This window comes from Streptomyces sp. NPDC006368, from assembly GCF_040612535.1.
Taxonomy (GTDB): Bacteria; Actinomycetota; Actinomycetes; order Streptomycetales; family Streptomycetaceae; genus Streptomyces.
The window spans coordinates 37652-60229 of record NZ_JBEXQK010000006.1; the positions used below are offsets into that span (position 1 = coordinate 37652).

Annotated in this window: 22 protein-coding genes and 2 pseudogenes; 11 read left to right on the forward strand and 13 right to left on the reverse strand. The window is 71.9% G+C overall.

All coding sequences use genetic code 11. The features are described from left to right. Positions 1-6: 6 nt before the first annotated feature. From ABZZ38_RS07290 to ABZZ38_RS07320, 7 genes are all read right to left on the reverse strand, one after another. Positions 7-1038 carry an MCE family protein gene (locus ABZZ38_RS07290; protein WP_356736656.1) on the reverse strand — a complete coding sequence of 344 codons (1032 nt, stop codon included), beginning with the start codon at positions 1036-1038 and terminating at the stop codon, positions 7-9. Further along, a complete protein-coding gene (locus tag ABZZ38_RS07295) occupies positions 1035-2297 on the reverse strand; it encodes an MCE family protein (protein ID WP_356736658.1) in 1263 nt (420 codons plus the stop codon). Before ABZZ38_RS07295 ends, ABZZ38_RS07290 begins: the two co-directional genes overlap by 4 nt. Continuing rightward, a complete protein-coding gene (locus ABZZ38_RS07300; RefSeq protein WP_356736660.1) occupies positions 2294-3100 on the reverse strand; it encodes an ABC transporter permease in 807 nt (268 codons plus the stop codon). Before ABZZ38_RS07300 ends, ABZZ38_RS07295 begins: the two co-directional genes overlap by 4 nt. A 1-nt stretch (position 3101) precedes the next feature. Further along, positions 3102-3923, reverse strand: coding sequence for an ABC transporter permease (locus tag ABZZ38_RS07305; RefSeq protein ID WP_356736930.1), 822 nt, complete (start codon positions 3921-3923; stop codon positions 3102-3104). Between the two features lie 206 nt (positions 3924-4129). Continuing rightward, complete coding sequence (locus ABZZ38_RS07310) at positions 4130-5113, reverse strand: ATP-binding cassette domain-containing protein (protein ID WP_356736662.1); 984 nt, start codon at positions 5111-5113, stop codon at positions 4130-4132. Between the two features lie 421 nt (positions 5114-5534). Then, positions 5535-7037 carry a DUF6801 domain-containing protein gene (locus tag ABZZ38_RS07315; protein ID WP_356736664.1) on the reverse strand — a complete coding sequence of 501 codons (1503 nt, stop codon included), beginning with the start codon at positions 7035-7037 and terminating at the stop codon, positions 5535-5537. Positions 7038-7259: 222 nt separating this feature from the next. After that, positions 7260-7862 carry a hypothetical protein gene (locus ABZZ38_RS07320; protein ID WP_356736666.1) on the reverse strand — a complete coding sequence of 201 codons (603 nt, stop codon included), beginning with the start codon at positions 7860-7862 and terminating at the stop codon, positions 7260-7262. A 577-nt stretch (positions 7863-8439) separates the two neighbouring features. On the opposite strand from ABZZ38_RS07320, the gene ABZZ38_RS07325 reads away from it, so the two are divergent. Together ABZZ38_RS07325 and ABZZ38_RS07330 are read left to right on the forward strand one after the other, a co-directional pair. After that, positions 8440-9687, forward strand: a complete 1248-nt coding sequence (locus ABZZ38_RS07325) for a helix-turn-helix domain-containing protein (protein WP_356736668.1) — start codon at positions 8440-8442, stop codon at positions 9685-9687. A gap of 421 nt (positions 9688-10108) precedes the next feature. Then, positions 10109-10354, forward strand: coding sequence for a hypothetical protein (locus ABZZ38_RS07330; protein ID WP_356736670.1), 246 nt, complete (start codon positions 10109-10111; stop codon positions 10352-10354). On the opposite strand, the gene ABZZ38_RS07335 is transcribed toward ABZZ38_RS07330, so the two are convergent. Further along, a complete protein-coding gene (locus ABZZ38_RS07335; RefSeq protein WP_356736672.1) occupies positions 10344-10793 on the reverse strand; it encodes a YchJ family protein in 450 nt (149 codons plus the stop codon). The two genes, ABZZ38_RS07330 and ABZZ38_RS07335, sit on opposite strands and share 11 nt — an antisense overlap. Positions 10794-11037: 244 nt before the next feature. Here ABZZ38_RS07335 and tgmA point away from each other — a divergent pair, with 244 nt between their 5' ends. The 3 genes from tgmA (at position 11038) to ABZZ38_RS07350 (ending at position 14152) form a co-directional block, all read left to right on the forward strand. Beyond that, the gene (gene tgmA, locus ABZZ38_RS07340; protein WP_356736673.1) at positions 11038-11232 is read left to right on the forward strand and encodes a putative ATP-grasp-modified RiPP; all 195 of its coding nucleotides are present in this window, start codon (positions 11038-11040) and stop codon (positions 11230-11232) included. Positions 11233-11247: 15 nt separating this feature from the next. After that, positions 11248-12189: an ATP-grasp ribosomal peptide maturase gene (gene tgmB, locus ABZZ38_RS07345; RefSeq protein WP_356736675.1), complete on the forward strand. Its 942-nt coding sequence runs from the start codon at positions 11248-11250 to the stop codon at positions 12187-12189. A 166-nt stretch (positions 12190-12355) separates the two neighbouring features. Then, positions 12356-14152, forward strand: coding sequence for an FAD-dependent oxidoreductase (locus ABZZ38_RS07350; RefSeq protein WP_356736677.1), 1797 nt, complete (start codon positions 12356-12358; stop codon positions 14150-14152). Here ABZZ38_RS07350 and ABZZ38_RS07355 read toward each other — a convergent pair. After that, positions 14113-14688, reverse strand: coding sequence for a hypothetical protein (locus ABZZ38_RS07355; RefSeq protein ID WP_356736679.1), 576 nt, complete (start codon positions 14686-14688; stop codon positions 14113-14115). The two genes, ABZZ38_RS07350 and ABZZ38_RS07355, sit on opposite strands and share 40 nt — an antisense overlap. A 99-nt stretch (positions 14689-14787) precedes the next feature. On the opposite strand from ABZZ38_RS07355, the gene ABZZ38_RS07360 reads away from it, so the two are divergent. After that, positions 14788-16116, forward strand: coding sequence for a 6-phospho-beta-glucosidase (locus ABZZ38_RS07360; RefSeq protein ID WP_356736681.1), 1329 nt, complete (start codon positions 14788-14790; stop codon positions 16114-16116). Positions 16117-16176: 60 nt separating this feature from the next. Continuing rightward, positions 16177-18102 (forward strand): M64 family metallopeptidase, encoded by a 1926-nt coding sequence (locus ABZZ38_RS07365; RefSeq protein WP_356736683.1) that lies wholly within the window; start codon positions 16177-16179, stop codon positions 18100-18102. 18 nt (positions 18103-18120) lie between these two features. On the opposite strand, the gene ABZZ38_RS07370 is transcribed toward ABZZ38_RS07365, so the two are convergent. From ABZZ38_RS07370 to ABZZ38_RS07380, 3 genes are all read right to left on the reverse strand, one after another. Then, complete coding sequence (locus ABZZ38_RS07370; RefSeq protein WP_356736685.1) at positions 18121-18942, reverse strand: SAM-dependent methyltransferase; 822 nt, start codon at positions 18940-18942, stop codon at positions 18121-18123. A 62-nt stretch (positions 18943-19004) separates the two neighbouring features. Further along, the gene (locus ABZZ38_RS07375; protein ID WP_356736687.1) at positions 19005-19241 is read right to left on the reverse strand and encodes a DUF397 domain-containing protein; all 237 of its coding nucleotides are present in this window, start codon (positions 19239-19241) and stop codon (positions 19005-19007) included. After that, the gene (locus ABZZ38_RS07380; protein WP_356736689.1) at positions 19242-20105 is read right to left on the reverse strand and encodes a helix-turn-helix transcriptional regulator; all 864 of its coding nucleotides are present in this window, start codon (positions 20103-20105) and stop codon (positions 19242-19244) included. A gap of 203 nt (positions 20106-20308) precedes the next feature. Between ABZZ38_RS07380 and ABZZ38_RS07385 the strand changes: the two genes are divergently transcribed. The 4 genes and pseudogenes from ABZZ38_RS07385 to ABZZ38_RS07400 all read left to right on the forward strand — a co-directional run bounded on the left by ABZZ38_RS07385 (position 20309) and on the right by ABZZ38_RS07400 (position 22245). After that, positions 20309-20770 (forward strand): ATP-binding protein, encoded by a 462-nt coding sequence (locus ABZZ38_RS07385; protein WP_356736691.1) that lies wholly within the window; start codon positions 20309-20311, stop codon positions 20768-20770. Positions 20771-20775: 5 nt separating this feature from the next. Next, positions 20776-21192, forward strand: coding sequence for a hypothetical protein (locus ABZZ38_RS07390; protein ID WP_356736693.1), 417 nt, complete (start codon positions 20776-20778; stop codon positions 21190-21192). A gap of 38 nt (positions 21193-21230) precedes the next feature. Beyond that, a pseudogene (locus ABZZ38_RS07395) lies at positions 21231-21500 on the forward strand (family 1 glycosylhydrolase); the annotation flags it as partial. 214 nt (positions 21501-21714) lie between these two features. Continuing rightward, positions 21715-22245, forward strand: coding sequence for a GNAT family N-acetyltransferase (locus ABZZ38_RS07400; RefSeq protein ID WP_356736695.1), 531 nt, complete (start codon positions 21715-21717; stop codon positions 22243-22245). A gap of 65 nt (positions 22246-22310) precedes the next feature. On the opposite strand, the pseudogene ABZZ38_RS07405 reads toward ABZZ38_RS07400, so the two are convergent. Further along, a pseudogene (locus ABZZ38_RS07405) lies at positions 22311-22490 on the reverse strand (hypothetical protein); the annotation flags it as partial. Positions 22491-22578 lie beyond the last annotated feature (88 nt).

Consider the following 22578-nt stretch of genomic DNA (forward strand, 5'->3'; position numbering starts at 1 on the left):
GGATGCTCATGTGCGGCACCTCGGTTCGGTGAGCGCGATGCCGGTGGGCGGCTTCGATCCGTCGTCGGTGGTGACGCCGGTGACCGTGGCCTCGCAGAGGTAGAGGTTGAGCCAGGACCCGTACGAGGTGAGCCGGCCGATGGCCGCCATTTTCGCGGGGCTCTTCCGCAGGAAGTTCTCGATCTGCGGTGTGCTGTCGGCCAACTGCCCGGACAGCCGTCCCAGTTGCCTGATGTCCTCCTTCAGCGGGGCACGGCCGTCCTCCAGGAGCCCGGCGGTGGCGGTCGCCAGGGAGCCCATGGCGGTGATGGCCTCACCCAGTGGCTCACGGTCCCCGGCGAAGCCGCTGACCAGTTGCTGGAGGGTGACGACGAGCTCGTTGAAGCCCGCCTCACGGTCGTTGACCGTCTTCAGTACCGTGTTGAGGTTCCGGATCACCTCGCCGATGACCTTGTCCTTGCGCGCGACCGTGCCGGTGAGCGACCCGACGTGCCGCAACAGCGAGTCGACCGTGCCGCCCTCTCCCTGCAGCACTTGGACCAGGGAGCCGGCCAGGCTGTTGACCTCGTTCGGCGAGAGTCCCTCGAAGAGCGGCTGGAAGCCGTTGAACAGCTGTGTGAGGTCGAGCGCGGGGGCGGTGCGCTCCAGTGGGATGACGGACCCGGCGGGCAGCGACCGGTCGACCGGGCCGGTGCCCCGGTCGAGGTCGATGTAGCGCTGGCCGACCATGTTGAGGTATTTGATCGACGCGGTGGCCGACGCGGGCAGCGCGCGCCCCTTCCGGACGCTGAAGCCGACTTCGGCGACCCGCCGGTCGACCACCGCGATCGAGGAGACCTGGCCGACCTTCACTCCGGCGATGCGGACGCTGTCGCCTTCGACGAGGCCGGTGACGTCGGAGAAGCGTGCCTTGTACGGGACGGTGTCGCCGACTCCGGTGTTGGCGATGGAGAACGCCAGCACGGTGGTGGCGAGGACGGTCACCAGAATGAAGGCGAGGGATTTGGTGAGCGGTCCGGCGAGGGAACGGCGCTTCACTGGAGGGTCACCTCCGCTCCGCGGAAGAGGGGGCCGGTCAGGACGCTGCTCCAGTCGGGCAGGGACTGGGGGGCGGTCTGCAGGCCGGGGGCGATCAGTTCGTTGACGAGCTGGTTCTCCTGGGGGGAGTTGGGCAGGCCGAGACCGCGGTCGAGCTGCCGGGCGCTCGGACCCGTGGCCGGCCCGGGTTTCCCGGTGTACGGCACGGAGTAGCAGTGCGGGCCGCGGCCGGTCGCCTCGTACTCGGGCCGGTCCCTGCCGGGGACGTACGCGCCGAGGGACGGGACCGTCCTGACGTTCACGTGCAGTCCGGGTTCGTCGGTGCCCTTGCCGAGCGCCTTGTCCATCGCGGGGACGAACCCGGCGAGGGTGCGCAGGGTGCAGGGGAAGGACGACGCGTGGCGGGCGAGGAGTTCCAGGGTGGGGCGGGAGGCGGCGGAGAGCCGGATGAGGTTGCCGCGGTTCGCGCGCAGGAAGGCCGTGAGGTCCTGGGCGGTGGCGGTGGTGGAGCCGTAGAGGGCGGCGAGCTGTGCCTGCTGCTCGGCGAGGGTGCCGCTGGTGGTGGTGAAATCGCTCAGCGCGTCGAGGATGTCGGGCGCCGCGTCGCCGTACACCCGGCTGACCTCGACGAGGTGGGCGATGTCCCGGTTGAGGGTGGGCAGGTGGGGGTTGAGTCTCTTCAGGTGGGCGTCCAGGGTGACGAGGGTGCGGCCCAGTTGTTCGCCGCGCCCTTCGAGCGCCTTGGCGACGGCGGTGAGGGTCGCGGACAGCTTCTCGGGCTTCACGGCGGTGAGCAGCGGCAGCACCTGGTCGAGGACCTGTTCGAGCTCGACGGCGTTGGTGGAGCGGTCCTGCGGGATGGTCGCGCCGGCCGCGAGCGTGCGGGTCCCGGCCCGGGGAGGCGGGGTGGCGGCTGGCGGTACGAGGGCGACGAACCGTTCGCCGAAGAGGGTGGTGGGCAGCATCTGGGCGGTCACGTCGGCGGGGATGCGGTCGAGGTGGCCGGGGCGGATGGCCAGGGTGAGGCGGGCGCCGGTGCCGTCGGCGCGGATGTCGCGCACCTCGCCGACGACGACGCCGCGCACCTTCACCTCGGCCCCGCGGTGCATCTCGTTCCCGGCGCTGCCGGTGAGGACGGTGACCGTGGCGTCGCGCGTGAACTCCTTGTCGTACACGGCGACCGACAGCCATACGAGCACGACGGGTACGAGGAGGAACACCACGCCGGCGAGGCGTCTGCGTACGGTCGGCTGGTTCATCCGGCCACCTTCACGGTCGTGGTCGCGCCCCAGATGGCGAGCGAGAGGAAGAAGTCCGTGACGCTGATGAGCACGATGGCGTTGCGCACGGACCGGCCGACGGCGACGCCGACGCCCGCCGGGCCGCCTTCGGCGCGGAAGCCGTAGTAGCAGTGGGCGAGGATCACCAGCACGCTGAAGATCAGCACTTTGAGGATGGAGAGCAGGACGTCGTCCGGGGAGAGGAAGAGACGGAAGTAGTGGTCGTACGTGCCCGCCGACTGCCCGTTGAACAGGACGGTGACCGCGCGCGAGGCCGCGTACGAGGAGAGCAGCCCGATCGCGTAGAGCGGGATGATCGCGACGACCCCGGCGATGATGCGGGTGGTGACGAGATACGGCATCGAGCGCACCCCCATCGCCTCGAGGGCGTCGACCTCCTCGTTGATGCGCATCGCGCCGAGCTGGGCGGTGAAGCCGGCGCCGACGGTGGCGGAGAGGGCGAGACCGGCGACCAATGGGGCTATCTCCCGCGTGTTGAAGTACGCGGAGACGAAGCCGGTGAAGGCCGAGGTGCCGATCTGGTTGAGCGCGGCGTACCCCTGGAGGCCGACGACGGTGCCGGTGAACAGGGTCATCGCGATCATCACGCCGATCGTGCCGCCGATGACACCGAGGCCGCCGGTGCCGAAGGCGACCTCGGCGAGGAGGCGTTGTACCTCCTTGAGATAGCGGCGCAGGGTGCGCGGGACCCAGACCAGGGCCCTGACGTAGAAGACGAGCTGGTCCCCTGAGCGGTCGAGCCAGGTGAGCGGGGAGGCCATGTCAGGCCCCCTTCGCCGGCACGATCTGGAGGTAGATCGCGGTGAGGACCATGTTGACGAAGAAGAGGAGGAGGAAGGTGATGACGACGGACTGGTTGACGGCGTCACCGACCCCCTTGGGGCCGCCGCGGGGGTGCAGGCCGCGGTACGCGGCGACGATGCCCGCGAGGAAGCCGAAGATCAACGCCTTGATCTCGCTGATCCACAGGTCGGGGAGTTGCGCGAGGGCGGAGAAGCCGGAGAGGTACGCGCCCGGCGTGCCGTCCTGCATGATCACGTTGAAGAAGTAACCGCCGAGCGTGCCGACGACGGAGACCATGCCGTTGAGGAGTACGGCGACGAACATGGTGGCGAGCACCCGCGGGACGACGAGCCGCTGGACGGGCGAGACGCCCATGACCTCCATGGCGTCGAGCTCCTCGCGGATCGTCCGGGAGCCGAGGTCGGCGCAGATGGCGGAGCCGCCCGCGCCGGCGATCAGCAGGGCGACGATCAGGGGGCTGGCCTGCTGGATGACAGCGAGAACACTGGCACCGCCGGTGAACGACTGGGCACCGAGCTGCTGGGTGAGCGAACCGACCTGGAGGGCGATGACCGCGCCGAACGGGATCGAGACCAGCGCGGCGGGCAGGATGGTGACGCTCGCGATGAACCAGAACTGTTCGACGAACTCGCGGAATTGGAAGGGCCTGCGGAAGATGTCGCGGGAGACGGTGGCGGCGAGCGCGAACAGCTTCCCGGTCTCGCGCAGCGGCGCGAGCAGCCGCGCGGGCGGCGCGGGCACGGTGGGCTCCCGCGTGATGTCGGGCTCCGGCACCGGCACGGTGGGCCGCGTGGTGTCGGGTTCCGGCACCGGCACGGTGAGCTTCCGCGTCTCCGGTGCGGCGGGCTCCTCCCGGGCGGGCCTCCCCACGGCGGCGGGCGGCCCGTCCCCCTGACCGGGCGGCGGCGAGAAGCCGGACGGCGTTCCGGGACCGGAAGGGACCCCGGGACCGGGAGGGGAGCCGGAGGCGGGCGGACGGGCCGGCGTCATGAGGCGGCACCGCCGCCCGCCGGGGCGTAGCTCTGCAGGATCGCCGTCCGGGCGGCGTCGGGTAGGTGGGACAGCATGCCCAGGACGCGCTCCCGGCGGCGCAGGGCGGCGGCGCGGGTGGGCAGCCCGGGGGACGGTTCGAGCTGCGGGGCGAGCGGGCGGGCGCCCCGCTCGTACGAAAGGGCGGCCCGTTGTTCCCGTGCGAGCGTCGCGGCGTCCTTCTCCTCCGACATGCCGATGGGGCCTTCGCGCCGTCCGGCGAGGAATTGCGCCACGACCGGTTCGTCGCTGGTGAGGAGCACCTCGCGTGGCCCGAAGGTGACGAGTCGGCGCCGGAACAGCATGCCCATGTTGTCGGGGACGGTCGCGGCGATGTCGAGATTGTGGGTGACGATCAGCATTGTCGCGTCGATCTGCGCGTTGAGGTCTATCAGCAGTTGGGACAGGTATGCGGTGCGGACCGGGTCGAGTCCGGAGTCCGGCTCGTCGCAGAGGATGATCTGCGGGTCGAGGACCAGAGCACGGGCCAGGCCGGCGCGCTTGCGCATTCCGCCGGATATCTCGCCGGGCAGTTTCCCCTCGGCGCCGATGAGGCCCACCATGTCCATCCGCTCCATGACGATGCGGCGGATTTCGGACTCCCTCTTGCGGGTGTGTTCACGCAGCGGGAAGGCGATGTTGTCGAAGAGCGTCATCGACCCGAAGAGGGCCCCGTCCTGGAACATCAGGCCGAACAGCTTGCGGGTTTCGTAGATGTCGCGCTCCGGGCTGTTCACCATGTCGACACCGTCGATGAGGACCCGGCCGCGCTCGGGCTTGATGAGTCCGATGACGGATTTCAGGAACACGGTCTTCCCGGTACCGGACGGTCCCAGCATGACGCTCACCTCGCCGGCGGGCAGCGTGAGGGTGACGTCCTGCCAGATGTTCTGTTTGCCGAAGGATTTGGTGAGCCCTTCGACGACCACTTCTGTTCCCACCACAACTCCAGACACGGCTCTTGCTGAGGAAGTGACAAAAGTGCACCGGGCAGCGCACGTTACGTTCACTCCGACGGTTCGGACAAGCGTTCCGTCAGCGGTTCTCCGGTTACCCGGCGGGTTTGTCAACGAGTGACAATTCCGCCGTTGGGCTTTGTCGCCGGGGTGCGTGATTCCGGCGGGCCCGGTGGACGTTTCGCAGAGGCCTCACGGCCCGGGGCGGTGCCGCGAGGCCCTGGGAGAGCCCGGCCCGGCAGGCAGGGGCCGGTGGCGCGCCGGGCTCCCGACGGGGCATCCGGGCGGGGGGACCTCCCGGATGCGTACGCGCCGTGGGGGGGCGGGCGGAACGCTTCACGTGTCACGCGCCGTCCCGTCCCGCCACCTCGCCGCCTCCCCCGCAGCGCCACGGTGGGCGAGCGGTTCAGCGACGTTCGGGCTTGGGCTTGGGCGGATCGGGGCAGTACTGGGGCTGGCCGGGTGAGCAGAGCACACCCTGTGTCATCCGGGTGTGGTTGCCGCTTCCGGACAGGGACGCCGTGAACAGCCGGTCCAGGTCCTCGGTGGCCCCGCAGCCGGTGAACTCCGGGATGGTGGCCGTGCCGGTCAGCGGGCCGCCGGTGACCACGGTGTATCCGTGCGGTCGGCCCTCGGCGTCGTACGAGCCCCGGCCGGTCAGGGTCAGTTCCATGGGCCGGGCCGTGCGGCACGCCGGGCCGACGTCCAGCGGGGTGCCGTTGACGTCGACGTCGTAGAGCCGGACCCATAGCTTTCCGGTCGCCTTCGTCACCTCGGAGAACTGGCCCTCCGGTGAGAAGTAGCTGCCCGTGGCGATCTCCAAGGGGGCGTCCAGGGTGAGTTCCACGGTGGCCGTCGTCGGCATGAACCCGAAGGTGAGGAAGGTCGATCGCGCGGGTGGCAACTGCGGCTTCCCCTTGTGGTCGAAAGTGGCGTCGCTGTACATGGTGAAAATGAGCCCGTCGTCCCGGGGGCATTGATAGATCTGGGTCGCCTTGGCCATGTTCACCTTCATGAAACCGGGATCCTTGACGAACATGGCGGAGCCGAGTTTCCGTACATTGGCGTAGCCGGCGAGATATCCGTGGCTGGCCACGGGTTCCTGGGGTGTGGGCGGATTCTCGACGCATTCGTCGGCCCGCCCCGCCGTGCGGCCCGGCTCCTTCCCGGCCCGGTCCGGTGGTGTCGTGTCGGGCCCCGGCCGCGCGCCGCCGTCGCCGGGGCCGTGGCCCGAACCGTCTCCCGCCCCGTCGCCCGGTCCATCGCCGCTGCCGTCGTCCGTGCCGCCCGAGGGGTCGTCCACCGCCGGGGGCGAGGGGTGACCGCCCGTACCGGGGACGGGCCGGACGGTGACCCGCGCGATGGTCATGTCCTGGTTCGCCTCGGGCGCGCATCCGACGGAGAGCCCGGGGGGTGTGGTGGGCGTGTTGTCGGCCTTGCGCAGGAGCAGGTCCAGGGTGACGGGCCCGGCCGAGAAGGTGAGGACACCGCTGGCGGACGCGGTCACGGTCGGCACCGCGCCGGTCGCCTCGACCGTGTGCGCGCCCGAGGGCGGGATGGCGCTGTCGGCGGCGGTCAACTGGGACCAGGGCAGTTCGGCGGTGTCGTCGCCCTGCGTCACCCGCCCGGTCATGCCTACGGCTCCGCTCGTGCTCGCGGCCCCCGGACCTGTCAGTTCGGCAACGGCCCGCGCCGGCAGGTGTACCGCGACCCGCACGTCCGCGGGGCGTACCGGCCGTCCCACCGCGACCTGCCGGGGAAACACGGCCGCGACCCGTACGTCGGCCCGCTGCGGGCCGCCCGGCAGGTCGCACCGGTACGCGAACGACGCCTCCACCGGCCGGGCCCCGTCGTCCACCGCGACGCCCGTGCCGGGGACGAGCCCCGCGACCAGGACGGCGGCACCCACGGAGGCCGCTCGCGCCGGCACCCTCCGCCGTACACGCCTGCCGCCCGTACTGCTGTTTCCCACCGAGCCCATCGGGCCCGCCGACCCGGTCGGTCCCATCGGTCCCATCGGTCCACCCCACATCGTCCGCTGCCGTCCGAGACGTGGTGGGCGGGCCCGCGCGTGATCGTGCGGCCGGTGGCCCCGGCCGCACGACCCGTCGCGGGCACGCCCGTGGAACGCCTACGGGCTGGTGACCGTGATGACCGGCGACACCTTGTACTTGGCGCCGAACTTGGCCTTGTTCCCGGTACTGATCAGACCGGCGCACGCACCGGCCGCGCTGGTCACGGTGAGCGCGGGGGTCGCGTCCGGCACGATCTCCAGGACACCGGAGCCGTTGGTGTAGCTGCCGGTGTTTGCGGTGCCCTCGATCGTGGCCGTGCAGGTGCCCAGCAGGCTGGTGCCGGTGAGGTTCACCTTGATGCCGGTGAGCGTGCCCTTGGTGACGCCGGCGCTGTAGGTGACGCCGTTGAGCTTCATGGGCTGGACCGACGACGACACCCACTTCGACCCCAGCGGGCCGTTGCACTTGGTGGCGGAGGTGCCGAACGTGGCCGTGTTGATGGTGGCCAGTCCGGCGCCGGTGGCGTAGACACCGTCCACCGCCGTGCCCGCCGCACCGTACACGGAACAGGTGATGGTCGCGCCGGTGGTGACGTTGGTGAGGACGGCGTTGACACCGGTGACGTTCGCGGCGGTGAAGGCGTCGTCGGCGGCCGGGTTGCTGACGGTGAACGAGGCCAGCGCACCGGCCGGAGCGGCCGAGGCGGTGGTGGCGGTCACTCCGGCAGCGGTCAGAAACGCGGTGGCGGTAATTGCGGCGGCTCTGGTAATTCGTCGCACGGGCTGTTCCCTCCTGGGGGATTCGGGCGTACCTGATGACCGCTTCCCGACCCGCGCGAGCGGCTCGTACGCGGAACGGAAAGCGGTAGCGGCTCATTTCACGGAACGCGGGGCCTATCTCTGACGGCCACCAGGTCGAGCACCTTGCGCGATTGACGCTACGAGCGAGTAACCGGGCACGCAATACTCGCCCGTAAGTTTTCCCCGGCATGCTTACCGGCGGGTATTTTCTTGTCTCCTCCGCAACAGATCGCCGGGGTTTCTTATCCGGAAGTGAGCATGCGCGCCCCTTCGCCCCTCTCTCGGTCACCGCCGCGACGGGGCCATGGTCGCGCTTCGGCCAGATATCGGCGGGACGCGTGCGGCGGCCGTCCGAACTGATGCGCGTTCAACGGATCCTGGTCTATGTTCGGCACCCACGAAGTGCTCGACTCTGTCCGTCCGTGGAAGCGCTTCCCCCCATGCGCGCCCAACCGCACCCCCCACCGGGACGCCCGGAGAAGGAGGGGACACCCGCATGCCCAGAACCACCCAGCCGTCCGACGCCGGCGAGCCGCTGGGGCCGCTCCCCGCGGAGTTCGCCGCCATCATCCGGCCCGAACTGCCCAGCCTCATCCAGGAGATCGGCATCGAGGTCACCCGGGCCTACCCGGAGTACGCGCGGCTGCTCAACGGCCCGTACGGCCCGGCCGTGCGGCACGGCGTCGAGCAGAACATCGCCACCTTCGCGGAGCGGGTAGCCTCACCCTCCGCGCCCACGACGCTGCGCGACGAGGTGTGCCGCCGGTTCGGCAGGTTCGAGGCGTACGAAGGGCGCAGCCTGGAATACCTCCAGGGCGCGTACCGCCTGGGCGCGCGGGTGGCGCTGAGGCGTGCCAAGAAGGTGGGCCGCCGCTACAACTTCTCCCCGTCCCTGATGCTGAGCTTCGCCGACGCGCTCTTCGCGTACGTCGACGAGCTCGAAGCCCTGTCCCGCCAGGGGTACTTGGAGGTGCGGGCTCAGGCGGACGGGCAGTCGGCGATGTTACGCAGACGGCTGCTGCACCTGATCCTCTCGGGGCCCCCCGTGCCGCGTACCGCCATCGCGGAGCTGTGCGAACAGACGGGCTGGCCCCTGCCCGAGCAGGTCACCCTCGTCGCGCTGCGCTCCCCCGCGGAGCTGTCCGCCTCCGAGGCGGACGGTGACCTCCTGTACGACCCGGGCGATCCGCACCCCCATCTGCTGGTCCCCGGAGCGGTGGACGAGAAGCGCGCGCGGATGCTGAGGGCCGCCCTCCCCACCACCCGCGCCGCGGTCGGTCTCACCGTCCCGGCCTCCTCCGCCGCCGACTCCCTGCGCTGGGCGCGGCGCGTCCTCGACCTCATCGAGGCGGACGTCATCGAGGACCGCCCGCTGACCTTCTGCGCCGACCATCTGGTCACCCTCTGGCTGCTCGCCGACCCGGCGCTCGTCGACCAGCTCGCCGAGCGCGAGCTCGCGCCGCTCGCGGGCCTCACCCCGACCCGCAGGTCGCGGCTCATCGACACCTTGCGCATCTGGCTGGACACCCGTGGCACGGCCGCCCACATGGGGGAACTGCTCGATGTGCACCCGCAGACGGTGCGTTACCGGATGCGGAACCTGGAGGCCCGGTTCGGCGGCCGGCTCACCGACCCGGAGGCCAGGTTCGCGATGGAGGCCGTCCTGCGGGCGCTGCACCTGCGTGACACGCGCGGCCTGCGGGGTCTGCGCCGGGTCCGGGGCGCCCACGGCGAGCCCCGCTGACCCGCCTGCGGCCTGCCGTCGCCGTCGCCTCACGGCCGGGGACATCGAGGCGCTGTACGCCGGAGCCGGCCGATGGCCGCGCGACTGCCGATGAGCGTGTCCGCCGTTCGTAGGAAAGGCGGGTCATCGATCTGTATCACCGGTTCTACGGCCGGCCGGGGATGCCGGTCGTCGACGCCTCCCCCTCAACCGCGAAAGACGGTCATGGGGCGCATGGTCCGGTACGCCCCGTGGCGCCACGGGCACCGGCCGTTCCGGATCATGGGATCGCGCGGCCGTCGCGGCCTCCGGGGCGAAAACGGTTGCAGCACAGATACAAACCCGCGGGGAAACCGGGATCCGCGTCCTGTTTACTCATGGAGGGAGCACAGCACCGGACGGCTGCCACAAGCAGCCCAGCAGTAGCAGTAAAGGACCTCATGTGACCGCGTCGCCCCTCGTCCCCGTCCCGATCCCCGATCGCGTCGCCGCCCTGATCGGGTCGTGCATGCCGATCGGCATCCTGCAGGCAGAGGTCGACGCCGAGTGCGCGGCGCGCGAGGTGCACCGCTTCCGCTTCCCCATGTGCCAGGAGGACCAGGCGGACCGCGAGCACGCGCTGGCGACGCTGGCCAGGGCGAACAAGCTGCTCGGCGCCTACAACCCCGGGCTGATCGTCACTCGGTGAAGGTCCCGTCCACGTAGACCCAGGCGCCGTCCTCCTTCTCGAACCGGCTGCGCTCGTGGAGCGCGCCCGGCTCGCCGCCGTGGGTGCAGCGGGCGACGAAGGTGACGGTGCCGGTCGTGTGGAAGAGGGTCCCGTCGGTGGTCTCCCGCACCTCCAGCCCGGTCCAGCGCGTGCCCGGGTCGAAGTCCACGCTCCGGGGCCGGGTGCGCGCCGCCCAGGTGCGCAGCAGATACGGCTCGTCGCGGACGACGAAGGCGCTGTAGCGGGAGCGCATCAGCAGCTCGGCGGTCGGCGCGAGGGCCCGGCCCGCGTGGAACCGCCCGCAGCAGGCGGCGTACACGGCGTCCAGCCCGCAGGGGCAGGGCGTGTCGGCGCGGACGGCGGGTGCCGGCTCGGGGCGGGGGGCGCGGCGGGAGGTGCGGGCGGTACGGCGTGACATGCGCCCCATTCTGCCGCGAAGCGAGGGTCGGCCGACCACCCGGCCGGGCGCGGGCGGTATGAAGGAGGGCGCGGCGGCGTGAAGGAAGGGACCGTCTCCCGGGAACCGGCCGCTCGGGTTGGGCAGTTATCGGTAGGGGGATCCATACACGCCCCCGTCGCAACACCGAGCAGTGAGATCCCTACGCGTTGGCTGCGTACTGTCACATGACCGCTGTTGTTGACGAAGTGTTGAGGGGGAATCCATGCACCCGTTCGTGCAGACCTACGCGCGCCCGCAGGAGGCTTCGGACGACGTCGCGGAGCTGTACGCCTACGACCCGGCCCTCCAGTTGAACGTGCTGCCCGACGGGCGCCCGGCCATCGCCGATGTCGCGGTCCTCCTGGCCGCCGGCACCACCACGTCCAAGGCCGGTTCCCAGACGCACTTCGACGACTGACCGGCCGGCGCACCGATGACCGTACTGATCCTGACCAGCCCGCAGGACATCACGGCGGACATGGTGGTGGGCAAGCTGCATGAGCGCGGTGTTCCGCTCGTGCGTCTCGATCCGGCCGACCTGCCCGGTGAAGCGGACATGTCGGCCGAGTACGTCAAGGGGGATTTCCACTGCTTCCTGTCCACGCAGGGGCGCATGGTGAGTTCCCGTGCCCTGAGCTCCATATGGATGCGCAGACCCGGCGAGCCCGCCGCGCACGCGCCCGAGCCGTCGGCGTGGCTGAGCGCCGAGACCGGGCAGGCGCTGTACGGGATGCTGTACTCGACCACCGCGCGCTGGATGAACCACCCCCAGCCGGCGGCGCGGGCGCGCCACAAGCCGTGGCAACTGCGCTTCGCGCACCACAGCGGGTTCGCCGTGCCGCCCACCGTCATCACGACCTTCCCCCGGGTGGCCGAGGAGTTCGCGGCGCAGTACGGCCAGGTGGTCGTCAAGTCACTCTCCGGGCCGCCCCGCGCCGAGCCGCCGGTCGCGCTGCCCACGACGCTGCTCGATCCCGGCACGGACTTCACCGGGGTGGCGGCCGGCCCGACCCTGCTGCAGCAGTACGTCCCCAAGCGCGCCGACATCCGCCTCACCTGCGTCGGCGGCCGGCTGTTCGCGGCGCGGAAGCTGTCGGCCCCCGGGCAGGTCGACGGCCGCTACGGCGAGACGGGGCGCCTCTGGGAGCCGGCCGAGGTGCCGGAGCGGATCGCCCGGGGCGTCCGCGACTACACCGACCTGGCCGGTCTGGCGTACGCCGCGTTCGACTTCGCCGAGGACGCCGAGGGGGTGTGGTGGTTCCTGGAGTGCAACCAGGGCGGGCAGTTCGGCTTCGTGGAGGTGGAGACGGGCCAGCCGATCGCCGAGGCGGTCGCCGCCTGGCTGGCACCCCCTTCCCCACCCGGGCGGGCGTGACCGGGGGCGTGACCGGCGGGGGCGGCGGGGCGAGCAGGGCAGCGGGACGTGCGGGGCGGAAACCGGCCATTGTGCGGCGGGGCGTGCGGGGGCGGTTCCGGGGGCGGACGGTGCGGCCCTATGCTCCTGCGACCGACGTGACCGTTACCGGGGGTAAGGGGTGGGCATGCACCGTACGGGTACGACGCGACGCACCTTCGTGGCGGGGGCCGCCGCCGTGACCGGGGCCGTCGGGGCGGGCGCCCTGCCGGCCGCGCCCGCCACCGCGGCAAGCGCCGGCACGGGCGGCACCGGCGAGGGGCGGTCCGGCACCTCCGTCGCCGTCCTCGGTGGCGGCGTCGCCGGACTCACCGCCGCCCACGAGCTCGCCGAGCGCGGCTTCCGGGTGACCGTGTACGAGCGGCGCGCGCTCGGCGGCAAAGCCCGCAGCTTCGACGTACCCGGAAGCGCGAAGGGCGGGCGCAGACCGCTGCCCGCCGAGCACGGCTTCCGGTTCATCCCGGGCATCTACCACAACCTGCCGGACACGATGCGGCGCATCCCGTACCCCGGCAACGCCAACGGCGTCTTCGACAACCTCGTCGCCCCCCGCGAGATGATGTTCGCCCGGACCGGCCGCGAGGACCTGCGAATGCCCATCCCGTGGCCCGGGCACCAGCCCGCCCGGCTCACGCTCGACGAGATCCGCCGTGCCCTGACCTCGCTCGTCGAGACCGCCTCCGGGCTCCCGCCCCACGAGACGGCGTACTTCGTCAACCGCGCGCTGGTCTTCCTCACCAGCTGCGACGAGCGCCGCGACCAGGTGTGGGAGCACACGCCCTGGTGGGACTTCGTGCGCGCCGAGCAGATGTCGGAGACGTACCGGCGGATCCTCGCGATCGGGATCACCCGCAACATCGTGGCGACGAAGGCCGAGGAGGCGAGCACCCGCACGGTCGGCACGCTCGGTGAGGCGTTCGTCTTCAACGCCCTCGGCCGTGGCGCGGACGGCCCGCCGGACCGCGTTCTGAACGCGCCCACCAACGAGGCGTGGATCGACCCGTGGGAGGCGCACCTGCGGTCCCTGGGCGTCGAATTCCGGATCGGCTGGACCCTGCGCGAGGTGGAGTACGCGGACGGCGGTGTCACCGGCGCCGTGGTCGAGGACCCAGCCGGCGTACGCGAACGCGTCACCGCGGACCACTACATCTGCGCGCTCCCGGTCGAGCACGCCCGGCGCACCTGGGGCGCGGCGCTGCGTGCGGCGGACCCTCAGCTCGCGCGGTGCGACCGGCTCCGGACGGACTGGATGACCGGCATTCAGTTCTATCTGACCGAGCGCCCGCCGCTGGTCCAGGGCCACGTCAACTGCATCGACTCCCCCTGGTCGCTGACCGCGATCGCCCAGGCCCGGCACTGGCCCGACCGGGACTTCCCCGCCGACTACGGTGACGGGGTCGCCGTGGACTGCCTGTCCGTGGACATCTCGGAGTGGGACAGGCCCGGGATCCTGTACGGGAAGACCGCGAAGCAGTGCACGCGTGAGCAGGTGGCCCGCGAGGTGTGGGCCCAGCTCAAGGCGGCGCTCAACGACACGGGGCACTCCGCCCTCAAGGACGGCTCCCTGCACTCGTGGTACCTGGACCCGGGGGTGGACGGCCTGGGCACCCCTCATCCCACGAACGAGGACGAGCTGCTGATCCACCCGGTCGGCACCTTCCACCATCGCCCGTCGGCCGCCACCGCGATCCCGAACTTCTTCCTGGCGGGCGATTACGTGGCCGTCGACATCGACCTCGCGACGATGGAGGGCGCCAACGCCTCCGCCCGGCAGGCCGTCAACGCCCTGCTCGATCGCACCGGTTCGGACGCGGCGCGGTGCGCCGTGAAGCCCCTGTTCCGGGCTCCGGAGATCGAGGCGCTGAAGCGGCACGACCGCACCCGTTACCGGCTGGGTCTGCGCAACGCGCTCGACCTGGGCTGAGACGCGGCGGTGTGGACGAGGATCGCTTCGGCGAGCGGGGTGAGCACCTCGCGGGGCAGGCGTGCCCCATGCCCGGGATCTCCACGAGCGCCGAGCCTCCTCCCACCACCTGAGCCGGATGGTGCGGGTGCGGCGGGGGCCGCGATCACGAGCACGGGGACTTCGGTGCCCGCGAGGGCGCCCGTCCGCTCCCTGCCCGTCCGCTCGGCCCGGGCGTGCGCGCCCGAGGTGTCGTACCGCCCCGCGTGAGCGATGACGCGGCGTTCCAGTTCCCGGGGGTATCGCGGGTCGAACGGGATGGTGTCGCCGTTCAGCAAGGACCGGTGCCGGACCCTCCGGTCGAGTTCCGCCCCGAGTCCGCGGTCCTCGACCGGCCGGGCCCACTCCGCGGGGATCCCCGGGGCGGCGCCCGGCAGGTCCCGCACGCCGGTGCGGGTGCCATCCGCGTGGACCAAGGGCGCCTCACTGAGCGCGCCGGTGCCGACCGGGGTGGCGCTGAGCACCCTGTCGGGGCGGCCGCAGAGCACCCTCCCCATCGAGACGATACGTATCGTCTCGCATCGGGGGTTCAAGCGTCACGCCGGTCCGGAAGGCCGGCGAGAGGACACTCCCCGGTCGCACGTAGCGTGACAGGCATGAAGCTGACGATTCTGGGCGGAGGCGGCTTCCGGGTGCCGCTGGTGTACCGGGCGCTGCTCGGGGACCGCGCGGAGGGCCGGATCACCCGGGTGGCCCTGTACGACGTGGACGCGGACCGGCTCGGGGCGATCACCCGGGTGCTGGGCGAGCAGGCCGCCGGGGTGCCGGACGCACCCGTGGTGACGGCCACCACGGACCTCGACGAGGCGCTGCGCGGTGCCGACTTCGTGTTCTCGGCCATTCGCGTCGGCGGCCTCGCGGGCCGGGCGGCCGACGAGCGGGTGGCGCTCGCGGAGGGCGTGCTGGGGCAGGAGACGGTGGGCGCGGGCGGCATCGCGTACGGGCTGCGGACCGTGCCGGTCGCGGACGCGATCGCCCGCCGCGTCGCCGAGGTGGCGTCGGACGCGTGGGTCATCAACTTCACCAACCCGGCGGGCCTGGTCACCGAGGCCATGTCCCGGGTCCTGGGCGACCGGGTGATCGGCATCTGTGACTCCCCCGTGGGCCTCGGCCGGCGCGTGGCGCGACTGCTGGGCGCCGACCCGGACGAGGCGTGGTTCGACTACGTGGGGCTCAACCACCTGGGGTGGCTGCGCGGCGTGCGGGTGGCCGGGCAGGATGTGCTGCCGCGTCTGCTCGCGGACCCGGAGGCGCTGGGCTCCTTCGAGGAGGGCAAGCTCTTCGGTGCGGAGTGGCTGCGGTCCCTGGGCGCCATCCCGAACGAGTACCTGCACTATTACTACTTCAACCGGGAGGCGGTACAGGCGTACCGGAAGGCGGAGCGGACCCGGGGCGCGTACCTGCGCGAACAGCAGGCCGGGTTCTACGGCTCCCCCTCCCTGGGGAGCTGGCGGGCCACCCTCGCCGACCGGGAGGCGACGTACATGGCGGCCAACCGGGCGGCGGCGGGCGTGGGCGAACGCGCCGAGGAGGACCTGGAGTCGGGCGGTTACGAGAAGGTGGCCCTGGCGCTGATGCGCGCCATCGCGCGGGACGAGCGCGCGACCCTGATCCTGAACGTCCGCAACCGTACGACGCTGTCGGTGCTGGACGCGGACGCGGTGATCGAGGTGCCCTGCCGCGTCGACGCGAACGGCGCCCATCCGGTGGTGGTGGCGCCGCTGCCGTATCACGCGGCCGGTCTCGTGACGGCGGTCAAGGCGGTCGAGCGCGAGGTGATGACGGCGGCGGAGGGCGGGTCGCGGGCGGCGGCGGTACGGGCGTTCGCCCTGCACCCCCTGGTCGACTCGGTCACGGTGGCGCGGCGTCTGCTCGACGCGTACGTGGACGCGCATCCGGGGCTGGCGTATTTGGCGAAATCCTAGGCAACGGGGCCAACGGGGCTGTCTTTACGGCACCTTGGGCGCACCGTACGCTCCGGCTCCATGGTTGCTCATGGCACGCACTCTCCTGGCACACGCCTGCGAAGAGCCGCCGCGCTGATCGGCGCGGCGTGCCTCTTCGCCACCACCCCGGTGGGCGCCGGACCGGCCACCGCCGGGGAACGCCTCTCGGTCACCGAAGCCGCCACGGTCGTCCCCCTCCAGACCACCGGCCCCGCCGACAAGCGGTTCAACCTCGTCCTGCTGGGCGACGGCTACACCGCCGGGGAACTGCCCGCGTTCCGGGCCGATGTCGACAAGCACCTCAACGTGCTGTGGAGCATCGAGCCGTTCGCGTCGTACCGCTCGTACATCAACGTGTGGGCGGTGGAAGTCGCGTCGCCCGAGTCGGGCGTGGACTGCGACCCGGGCCTGGACGCGCCGCGCCGCGACACCCCGCTCGGCATGGGCTTCTGGGGCGGCTGTGACGCGGGCAGCGTGCAGCGGCTGCTCACCGTCGACAGCGGCGCGGCGAACGCGCTCGCCGACCTGGTCCCCGGCTCGACGCCCGCCAACCGGCAGATCGTCGCCCTCGCCCACAGCGACACCTACGGCGGTGCGGGCGGCACGTACGCCACCGCGTCCGGTGGGAACGCCTTGTCCTCGCTCATCACCCCGCACGAGATCGGCCACTCGCTGGGCAGGTTGCAGGACGAGTACGACTACTACGGGCGGGGTGTCCCCGGCGGCACGTACGAGGGCGGCGAGCCGTCGTCCGCGCACCACACCGTGCTCACCGAGCGCCAGATGCGCGACCGGCGGGCCAAGTGGTGGCGGTGGCTGGGTGAGAGGAGCGAGTCGGGCGGCGTCATCGGACGGCACGAGGGCGGGCTGTACAGCACCAAGGGCGTGTGGCGGCCCAGCAAGCACTCCCTCATGAAGACGCTCGGGTACGCCTTCGACCAAGTGGGGCGCGAGGTCATGGTCCAGGCCATCGCGTCGAAGGTGAACCTGGTGCAGGGGCACACGCCCCACACGGCGCCGATCGGTGCCGACCGGACGGTGTGGGTGGACACCCTCCATCCGCTCGGGGGTGAACTGGCCGTGACATGGCGCCTGGACGGCCGTCCGGTGCGGTCGGCGGACGGCGCCCGTACGGTCGATCTGCGGCGGCTGCCCCTGGCGCCCGGCAGACACACGCTGACGGCGACGGTGACCGATCCGACGCCGTTCGTACGGGACCCGGCGGTGCGCGGCTCGGCCGCCCTGACCCGTACCGTCACCTGGACGGTCGACACGTCGGTGGTCACGCGGCCGGAGCCCGTGGCGGCCCGCTTCACCGGGCACACGGCGACCGACGCGCCCGTGGGCGCCTGGTCGGTGGTGTACGCGGACACCACGCACCCGGCCGACCGGACGCTCGCCGTCCGGTGGTGGCTGGACGGCCGCCCCGTGGCGAACCCGGGCAACGACCGGGACCTGGATCTGTCGGCGCTGCGGCTGAGCTCCGGCACGCACACGCTGACCGCCCGGATCGCGGGCGCGTCCGGGGCGGGGAGCGAGCTGCGGTGGACGGTCGACGCGACGCCGGCCTCGGCCTCGTACGAGTTGTCGAAGCCGCTGCGCACGGTGCACCGGCCGGGCCGTCCCGTCGAGTACGTCCACGACGGCGCGTTCACGATGAGGCTCACCGCGCGGGACGACCAGGACGGGTACGTGGTCGCCCAGTTCCGGGTGGACGGTGACGGCTGGTACACGTACTACGGCTGGCCGACGGACGCGGACGCGCCGTTCCGGTTCACGCCGAGCGGCACGGAGATCGACGGCCTGGTGTACGGAAAGCTGGGCCACGCGCGCGTGGTGCCGTGGGACGACGCGACACCGGAGTACGGCACCCACACCGTGGAGTACCGGACGATCGACGCCGCCGGGAACACCGGCGCGGCGAAGAGGTTCCTCGTCACGCTGGTGCCCCCGGCGGACCGCTAGGGCCTCCGGGCCGCGCGGCTACGGCTTGCGGGCCACGCCGGCGTAGCCCGGGATCGGGCCGTCGCCGCTCACCTCGATCGCCTCGCCGAGCTCCGGGTTCCACTCCGCCGTGAGGGAGACCCCGGGCTCGGCGAGCTCCAGGCCGTCGAAGAAGCGGGCGAACTCCTCGCGGGAGCGGGGCCGGAGCGTGAGGCCGCGTCCCTGGTACATGGCGCGCGCCTTCGCGGCGCCCTCCGGGTCGAAGTCGCCGGTGACGTGGGAGAGGACGAGGTAGCTGCCGGACGGCAGCCGCTCGACGAGCCGGTGCAGCAGGTCGTACGCGCCGTCCTCGTCGTCCACGAAGTGCAGCAGGGCCAGCATGGACAGGGCGACGGGCCTGGTGAAGTCGAGGACCTTGCCGGCCCGTTCGAGGATGACCTCGGGCTCGCGGGCGTCGGCCTGGATGTACTCGGTGGCGCCCTCGGGGGTGGAGCGCAGCAGCGCCTCGGCGTGTGCGAGGACGATGGGGTCGTTGTCGCAGTAGACGATCCGCGACTCGGGGGCGACCTCCTGCGCGATCTGGTGCAGGTTCGGCTCGGTCGGGATGCCGGTGCCGATGTCCAGGTACTGACGGACTCCCCGGGCGCCGAGCCAGCGGGTGGCCCGGTGCATGAAGGCGCGGTTGACCCGCGCCATGTCGCGTCCGCGCGCGTCGATGGTGAGGAGCTGCCTGGCCATCTCCTCGTCGACCGGGTAGTTGTCCTTGCCGCCCAGGAACCAGTCGTACATGCGCGCAGGGTGCGGCTTGCTGGTGTCGATCCGTACGGCGGGACGTTCGGCTACGGGTTCTTGCCCGGTCATGAGGCGCTCCAGTGGTCGGCTGGTGGGCTGTTTTCGAGAAGGTACTGATCAGGGAGTACGGATCAGGTGAGGAGGAAGTCGGCCTGACCCGACTTCGCCCCCTGGATGAACGCCGCGATCTCGCCGTGGGTGTAGATCAGCGCGGGGCCGTCCGGGTCCGCTGACTGACGTACCGCGACCCTGCCGTCGGCCAGCTTCATGGCCTCGACGCAGTTGCCGCCGTTTCCGCCGCTCCACGGCTTGTGCCACCCCTCGACCCCGAGCTCGGCGGCGGGCATGCCGTTGTATACGCGATCCATTCACAGCTCCTTGCGGAGATCCCGGAGGATGTCCTTCGTACGTTGTGCGGAGGCGGCCTGCGCCGCCATGCGGTCCATGACTTCGAGGTGCGAGGCCACCTCGGGGCGCGAGTCGAGGTAGACGGCGCCGGTCAGGTACTCGCTGTAGACCATGTCCGGGAGTTCGGGCATGGCGAACCGGAAGAGGACGAACGGTCCGTACGTGCCGGGGTGGTGGCCCGTCGCGAACTCGGCGATCTGGAGGGTGACGTTCGGCAGGGTGGTGGCGTCCAGCAGCCGGTCGATCTGGGCCCGCATGATCGCGGGGCTGCCGCCGACGGGCCGGCGCAGCACCGTCTCGTCCATGATCACCCAGAATTTCGGCGCGTCCTGACGGGTGAGCAGGGGCTGCCGGGCCATGCGCAGGGCCACATGGCGTTCGATGTCCTCGGGTCTGACCTGGCCCACGGCACCGCCGCGCAGGATGGCCCGGGCGTAGTCCTCGGTCTGGAGGAGGCCGGGGACGAACTGCGGTTCGTAGGCGCGGATGAGGCTTGCCGCGCCCTCCAGGCTGACGTACATGCTGAACCAGGCGGGCAGCACGTCGTGGAAGCGCTGCCACCAGCCGGGCCGGTTGGCCTCCTCGGCCAGTCGTACGAAGCTGTCGGCCTCGTCGGCGGGGACTCCGTACTCGCGCAACAGCAGTTGCACATAGGGGATTTTCAGGGAGACCTCCGCGGTCTCCATCCTCCGGATCGTGGCCGGGGCCACGCGGAGCACCTTGGCCGCCTCCTCCCGCTTCAGGCCCGCTCGTTCCCGCAGGTCCTGCAGACGCTTGCCGAGGACGACCTGTCCGACCGTGGGGGCGGACCGCGGCTCGCTCACTTCAGACCTCCCACGCTCTGTTTCGACGAGTGTGCCATGTGAAGGCCAAAGAGAACACTGCACTCTGCAATTTTCAGAGTGCCCCTTGCCAAGTGCGGGTGTCGGGAGGAAAGTATTGCGGTGAACCAGTTCACGCAGCTGCCGCGCTCTGCCCCCGGGAGAGCCGAGGTGCGGCACTGCTGCCCCACGTGAGGAAATCGGTCGTGGTCCCTGGTAGTGCGCTCACCCCCCAGCTCAAGGCCCCGCGACCGCAGACCGACGACGTTCGTCGTTTCGCCTTCGAACTGCCCGCGCGGGCCGAGTCGGTGGCCAGGGCGAGACGGCTCATCGAGGACCGGCTCGTACGGTGGAGCGTCGAGGAGCCCGTGCGCGACGCGGCGGCTCTCGTCGTCTCGGAGCTCTTCACCAACGCCGTGGTGCACACGGCGAGCGGCCGGGTCGTATGCGAACTGCGCGACTGCGGCGAGCAGTTGCGCATAGCGGTGCTGGACGAGGGGTGTCCGGCCGCCGAGCCGCGCCTGCGCCACGTCGACGCCGAGGAGCGGGGGCGGGGACTGCTTCTCGTGGACGCGATGTGCAGCGCCTGGGGAGCGCATGACGCCCGGCACGGCGCCGGGCGGGTCGTCTGGGCGGAACTGGCCCACGGCGTGGCGGGTCCATGCTGAGGACGATGGCCACGCTGCTGGCCTCGGGACGCGGCCGTCGTGAACACCGCGGCGGCACACCCGGCGAGGTGCGGCTGACGCTGCCGCCGTCCCTGCCGACCACGCTGGGCTGCGACGCGGTCGGAGTGCCGGCGCGGCACGGGTTCCGGCTGCTGTCCCGGCTGCCCGCCACGGGCTGCGTCTTCGCCGACTCCGACTGGTGGTGGTGGATCGTGCCGGCCGGGTCGGACGCGGATCTGCGCTGGCCGCTGCCCGCGTGCTACGCCACGGGCGCGTACGTGCCGGACCGGCGGCCCCGGCTGATCCACCGGCCGGACACCACCTCCCCGTACACGCCGCCCATCCCGCTCTACCTGATGGTCTGCCAGCTCACCGGCATCGCGCCGGCGTGGCCGGGGCCCGGGCTCGAATCCCGGCTCTGAGACCGCACGGTCCAGCGGCTCGCCCGCTCGGCACGCCGCTGCTGGACGCGGGCGTCGAACCGCGCTGACCCTTTACCACTGGGGCCTCCCCCATGCCCTGGAGGACCAGGGGCCGGCGGGACCGCGACACCGCGCCGCGCTTCGCGTCGCACGCATCCGTGGTGGCCGACGCACTCGCCGATCGTGTCCCGCGGTGGATCACCCTCAACGAGCCCTGGCGCAGCGCCTTCCTCGGCTACGCCAACGGCCGACACGCCCCGGGGAACCGCGAAGCCTCCCCCGCCCTCGCGACCGCACACCATCTGCTCGACGCCCGGAGCCGGCGAAGCGGCCGGGAACAAACGGGTTGCCCCGGCGACGCGCGCGTGGATAGCGTGCGCCCGGCGCGAAAGGCGCGTGAAGACAGCGGGACACAGGGGGTTGATGAATATGGCTGCCGTCGGCGGTGTTCAGCATGCCCTCATCCGGACCACGCACGGCTGAAGCGCGGTCCGGGTCGCCTCACACGACCAGGAGTGTCACGTGTCTTCTCTCTCTTCCCGGGACGCTTTCCCGGCCGGCGCCGACGACCTGCCCACCGACCGTCTCGTCCTGCGGTCGTGGACCGCCGGGGACGTCGACGCCGTCCTCGGCGGGACGCGGCTCTCGTACTGGGCCGAGGACTTCCCCGCCGAGGGCGACCAGGTCATCGCCGGGCTCTTCACCGAGCACCCCGGATGGTCCGGTGTCTTCGGCCACCGTCTGATCGTCGAGCGCGACAGCGGCCTGGTGGTCGGCTCGATCGGCCTGTTCTGGCCGCCCACCGACGGCCAGCTCGAAATCGGGTACGGCGTCGTCGCCGGCCGGCGGGGCCGCGGCTACGCCGCCGAGGCCACCCGCGCCCTGACGCGGTTCGCCCTCACCGCACCGGGCGTCCACACGGTGTGCGCCACCGTGGAACTCTCGAATCCGGCTTCGGTCCGCGTCCTGGAGAAAGCCGGTTTCCAGCGGCTGGGCGCCGAGGGGAACATGGCCCGGTTCGGCGCCACGGCACCCGACCTGAGCGAGCGGTAGCCCTTACCGGGTGCGGGGGTGACCGGCGCCACCTCGCCACGCACGCCCCGCACCCGGCCGGTCGGTCATGTCGCCGGAGCCGCCGCTCCGGCGCATGGCGCCCGGCGCGAGGGCGCTGATGTCCGGGGCCGCCTCGTGCGGGCTCCGGACAGGTGACGGCGCACCCCGGCCACCGCCGCCGCGGTGTTCACGCCCCACACCGTCATGCCGGCACGCAGTCCCGACCGCACCTCGGAGGGGGCGTCCGCGCCGCGCCGGACACCCGGCTCCCCGGGGCGGGGAGACCGCCCGGCGCCGGCGGTGCGAGGGCGACAGGGGAGGGCTCGCGGGGAG

Bases quoted from the DNA above. Each gene is read 5' to 3' on its own strand.
- tgmB (WP_356736675.1), top strand. From the start codon at position 11,248: ATGACCGTACTGATCCTGACCAGCCCGCAGGACATCACGGCGGACATG.
- tgmA (WP_356736673.1), top strand. From the start codon at position 11,038: ATGCACCCGTTCGTGCAGACCTACGCGCGCCCGCAGGAGGCTTCGGAC.
- ABZZ38_RS07375 (WP_356736687.1), bottom strand. From the start codon at position 19,241: ATGGATCGCGTATACAACGGCATGCCCGCCGCCGAGCTCGGGGTCGAG.
- ABZZ38_RS07355 (WP_356736679.1), bottom strand. From the start codon at position 14,688: ATGGGGAGGGTGCTCTGCGGCCGCCCCGACAGGGTGCTCAGCGCCACC.
- ABZZ38_RS07360 (WP_356736681.1), top strand. From the start codon at position 14,788: ATGAAGCTGACGATTCTGGGCGGAGGCGGCTTCCGGGTGCCGCTGGTG.
- ABZZ38_RS07300 (WP_356736660.1), bottom strand. From the start codon at position 3,100: ATGGCCTCCCCGCTCACCTGGCTCGACCGCTCAGGGGACCAGCTCGTC.
- ABZZ38_RS07325 (WP_356736668.1), top strand. From the start codon at position 8,440: ATGCCCAGAACCACCCAGCCGTCCGACGCCGGCGAGCCGCTGGGGCCG.
- ABZZ38_RS07350 (WP_356736677.1), top strand. From the start codon at position 12,356: ATGCACCGTACGGGTACGACGCGACGCACCTTCGTGGCGGGGGCCGCC.
- ABZZ38_RS07295 (WP_356736658.1), bottom strand. From the start codon at position 2,297: ATGAACCAGCCGACCGTACGCAGACGCCTCGCCGGCGTGGTGTTCCTC.
- ABZZ38_RS07390 (WP_356736693.1), top strand. From the start codon at position 20,776: ATGGCCACGCTGCTGGCCTCGGGACGCGGCCGTCGTGAACACCGCGGC.
- ABZZ38_RS07365 (WP_356736683.1), top strand. From the start codon at position 16,177: ATGGTTGCTCATGGCACGCACTCTCCTGGCACACGCCTGCGAAGAGCC.
- ABZZ38_RS07370 (WP_356736685.1), bottom strand. From the start codon at position 18,942: ATGACCGGGCAAGAACCCGTAGCCGAACGTCCCGCCGTACGGATCGAC.
- ABZZ38_RS07335 (WP_356736672.1), bottom strand. From the start codon at position 10,793: ATGTCACGCCGTACCGCCCGCACCTCCCGCCGCGCCCCCCGCCCCGAG.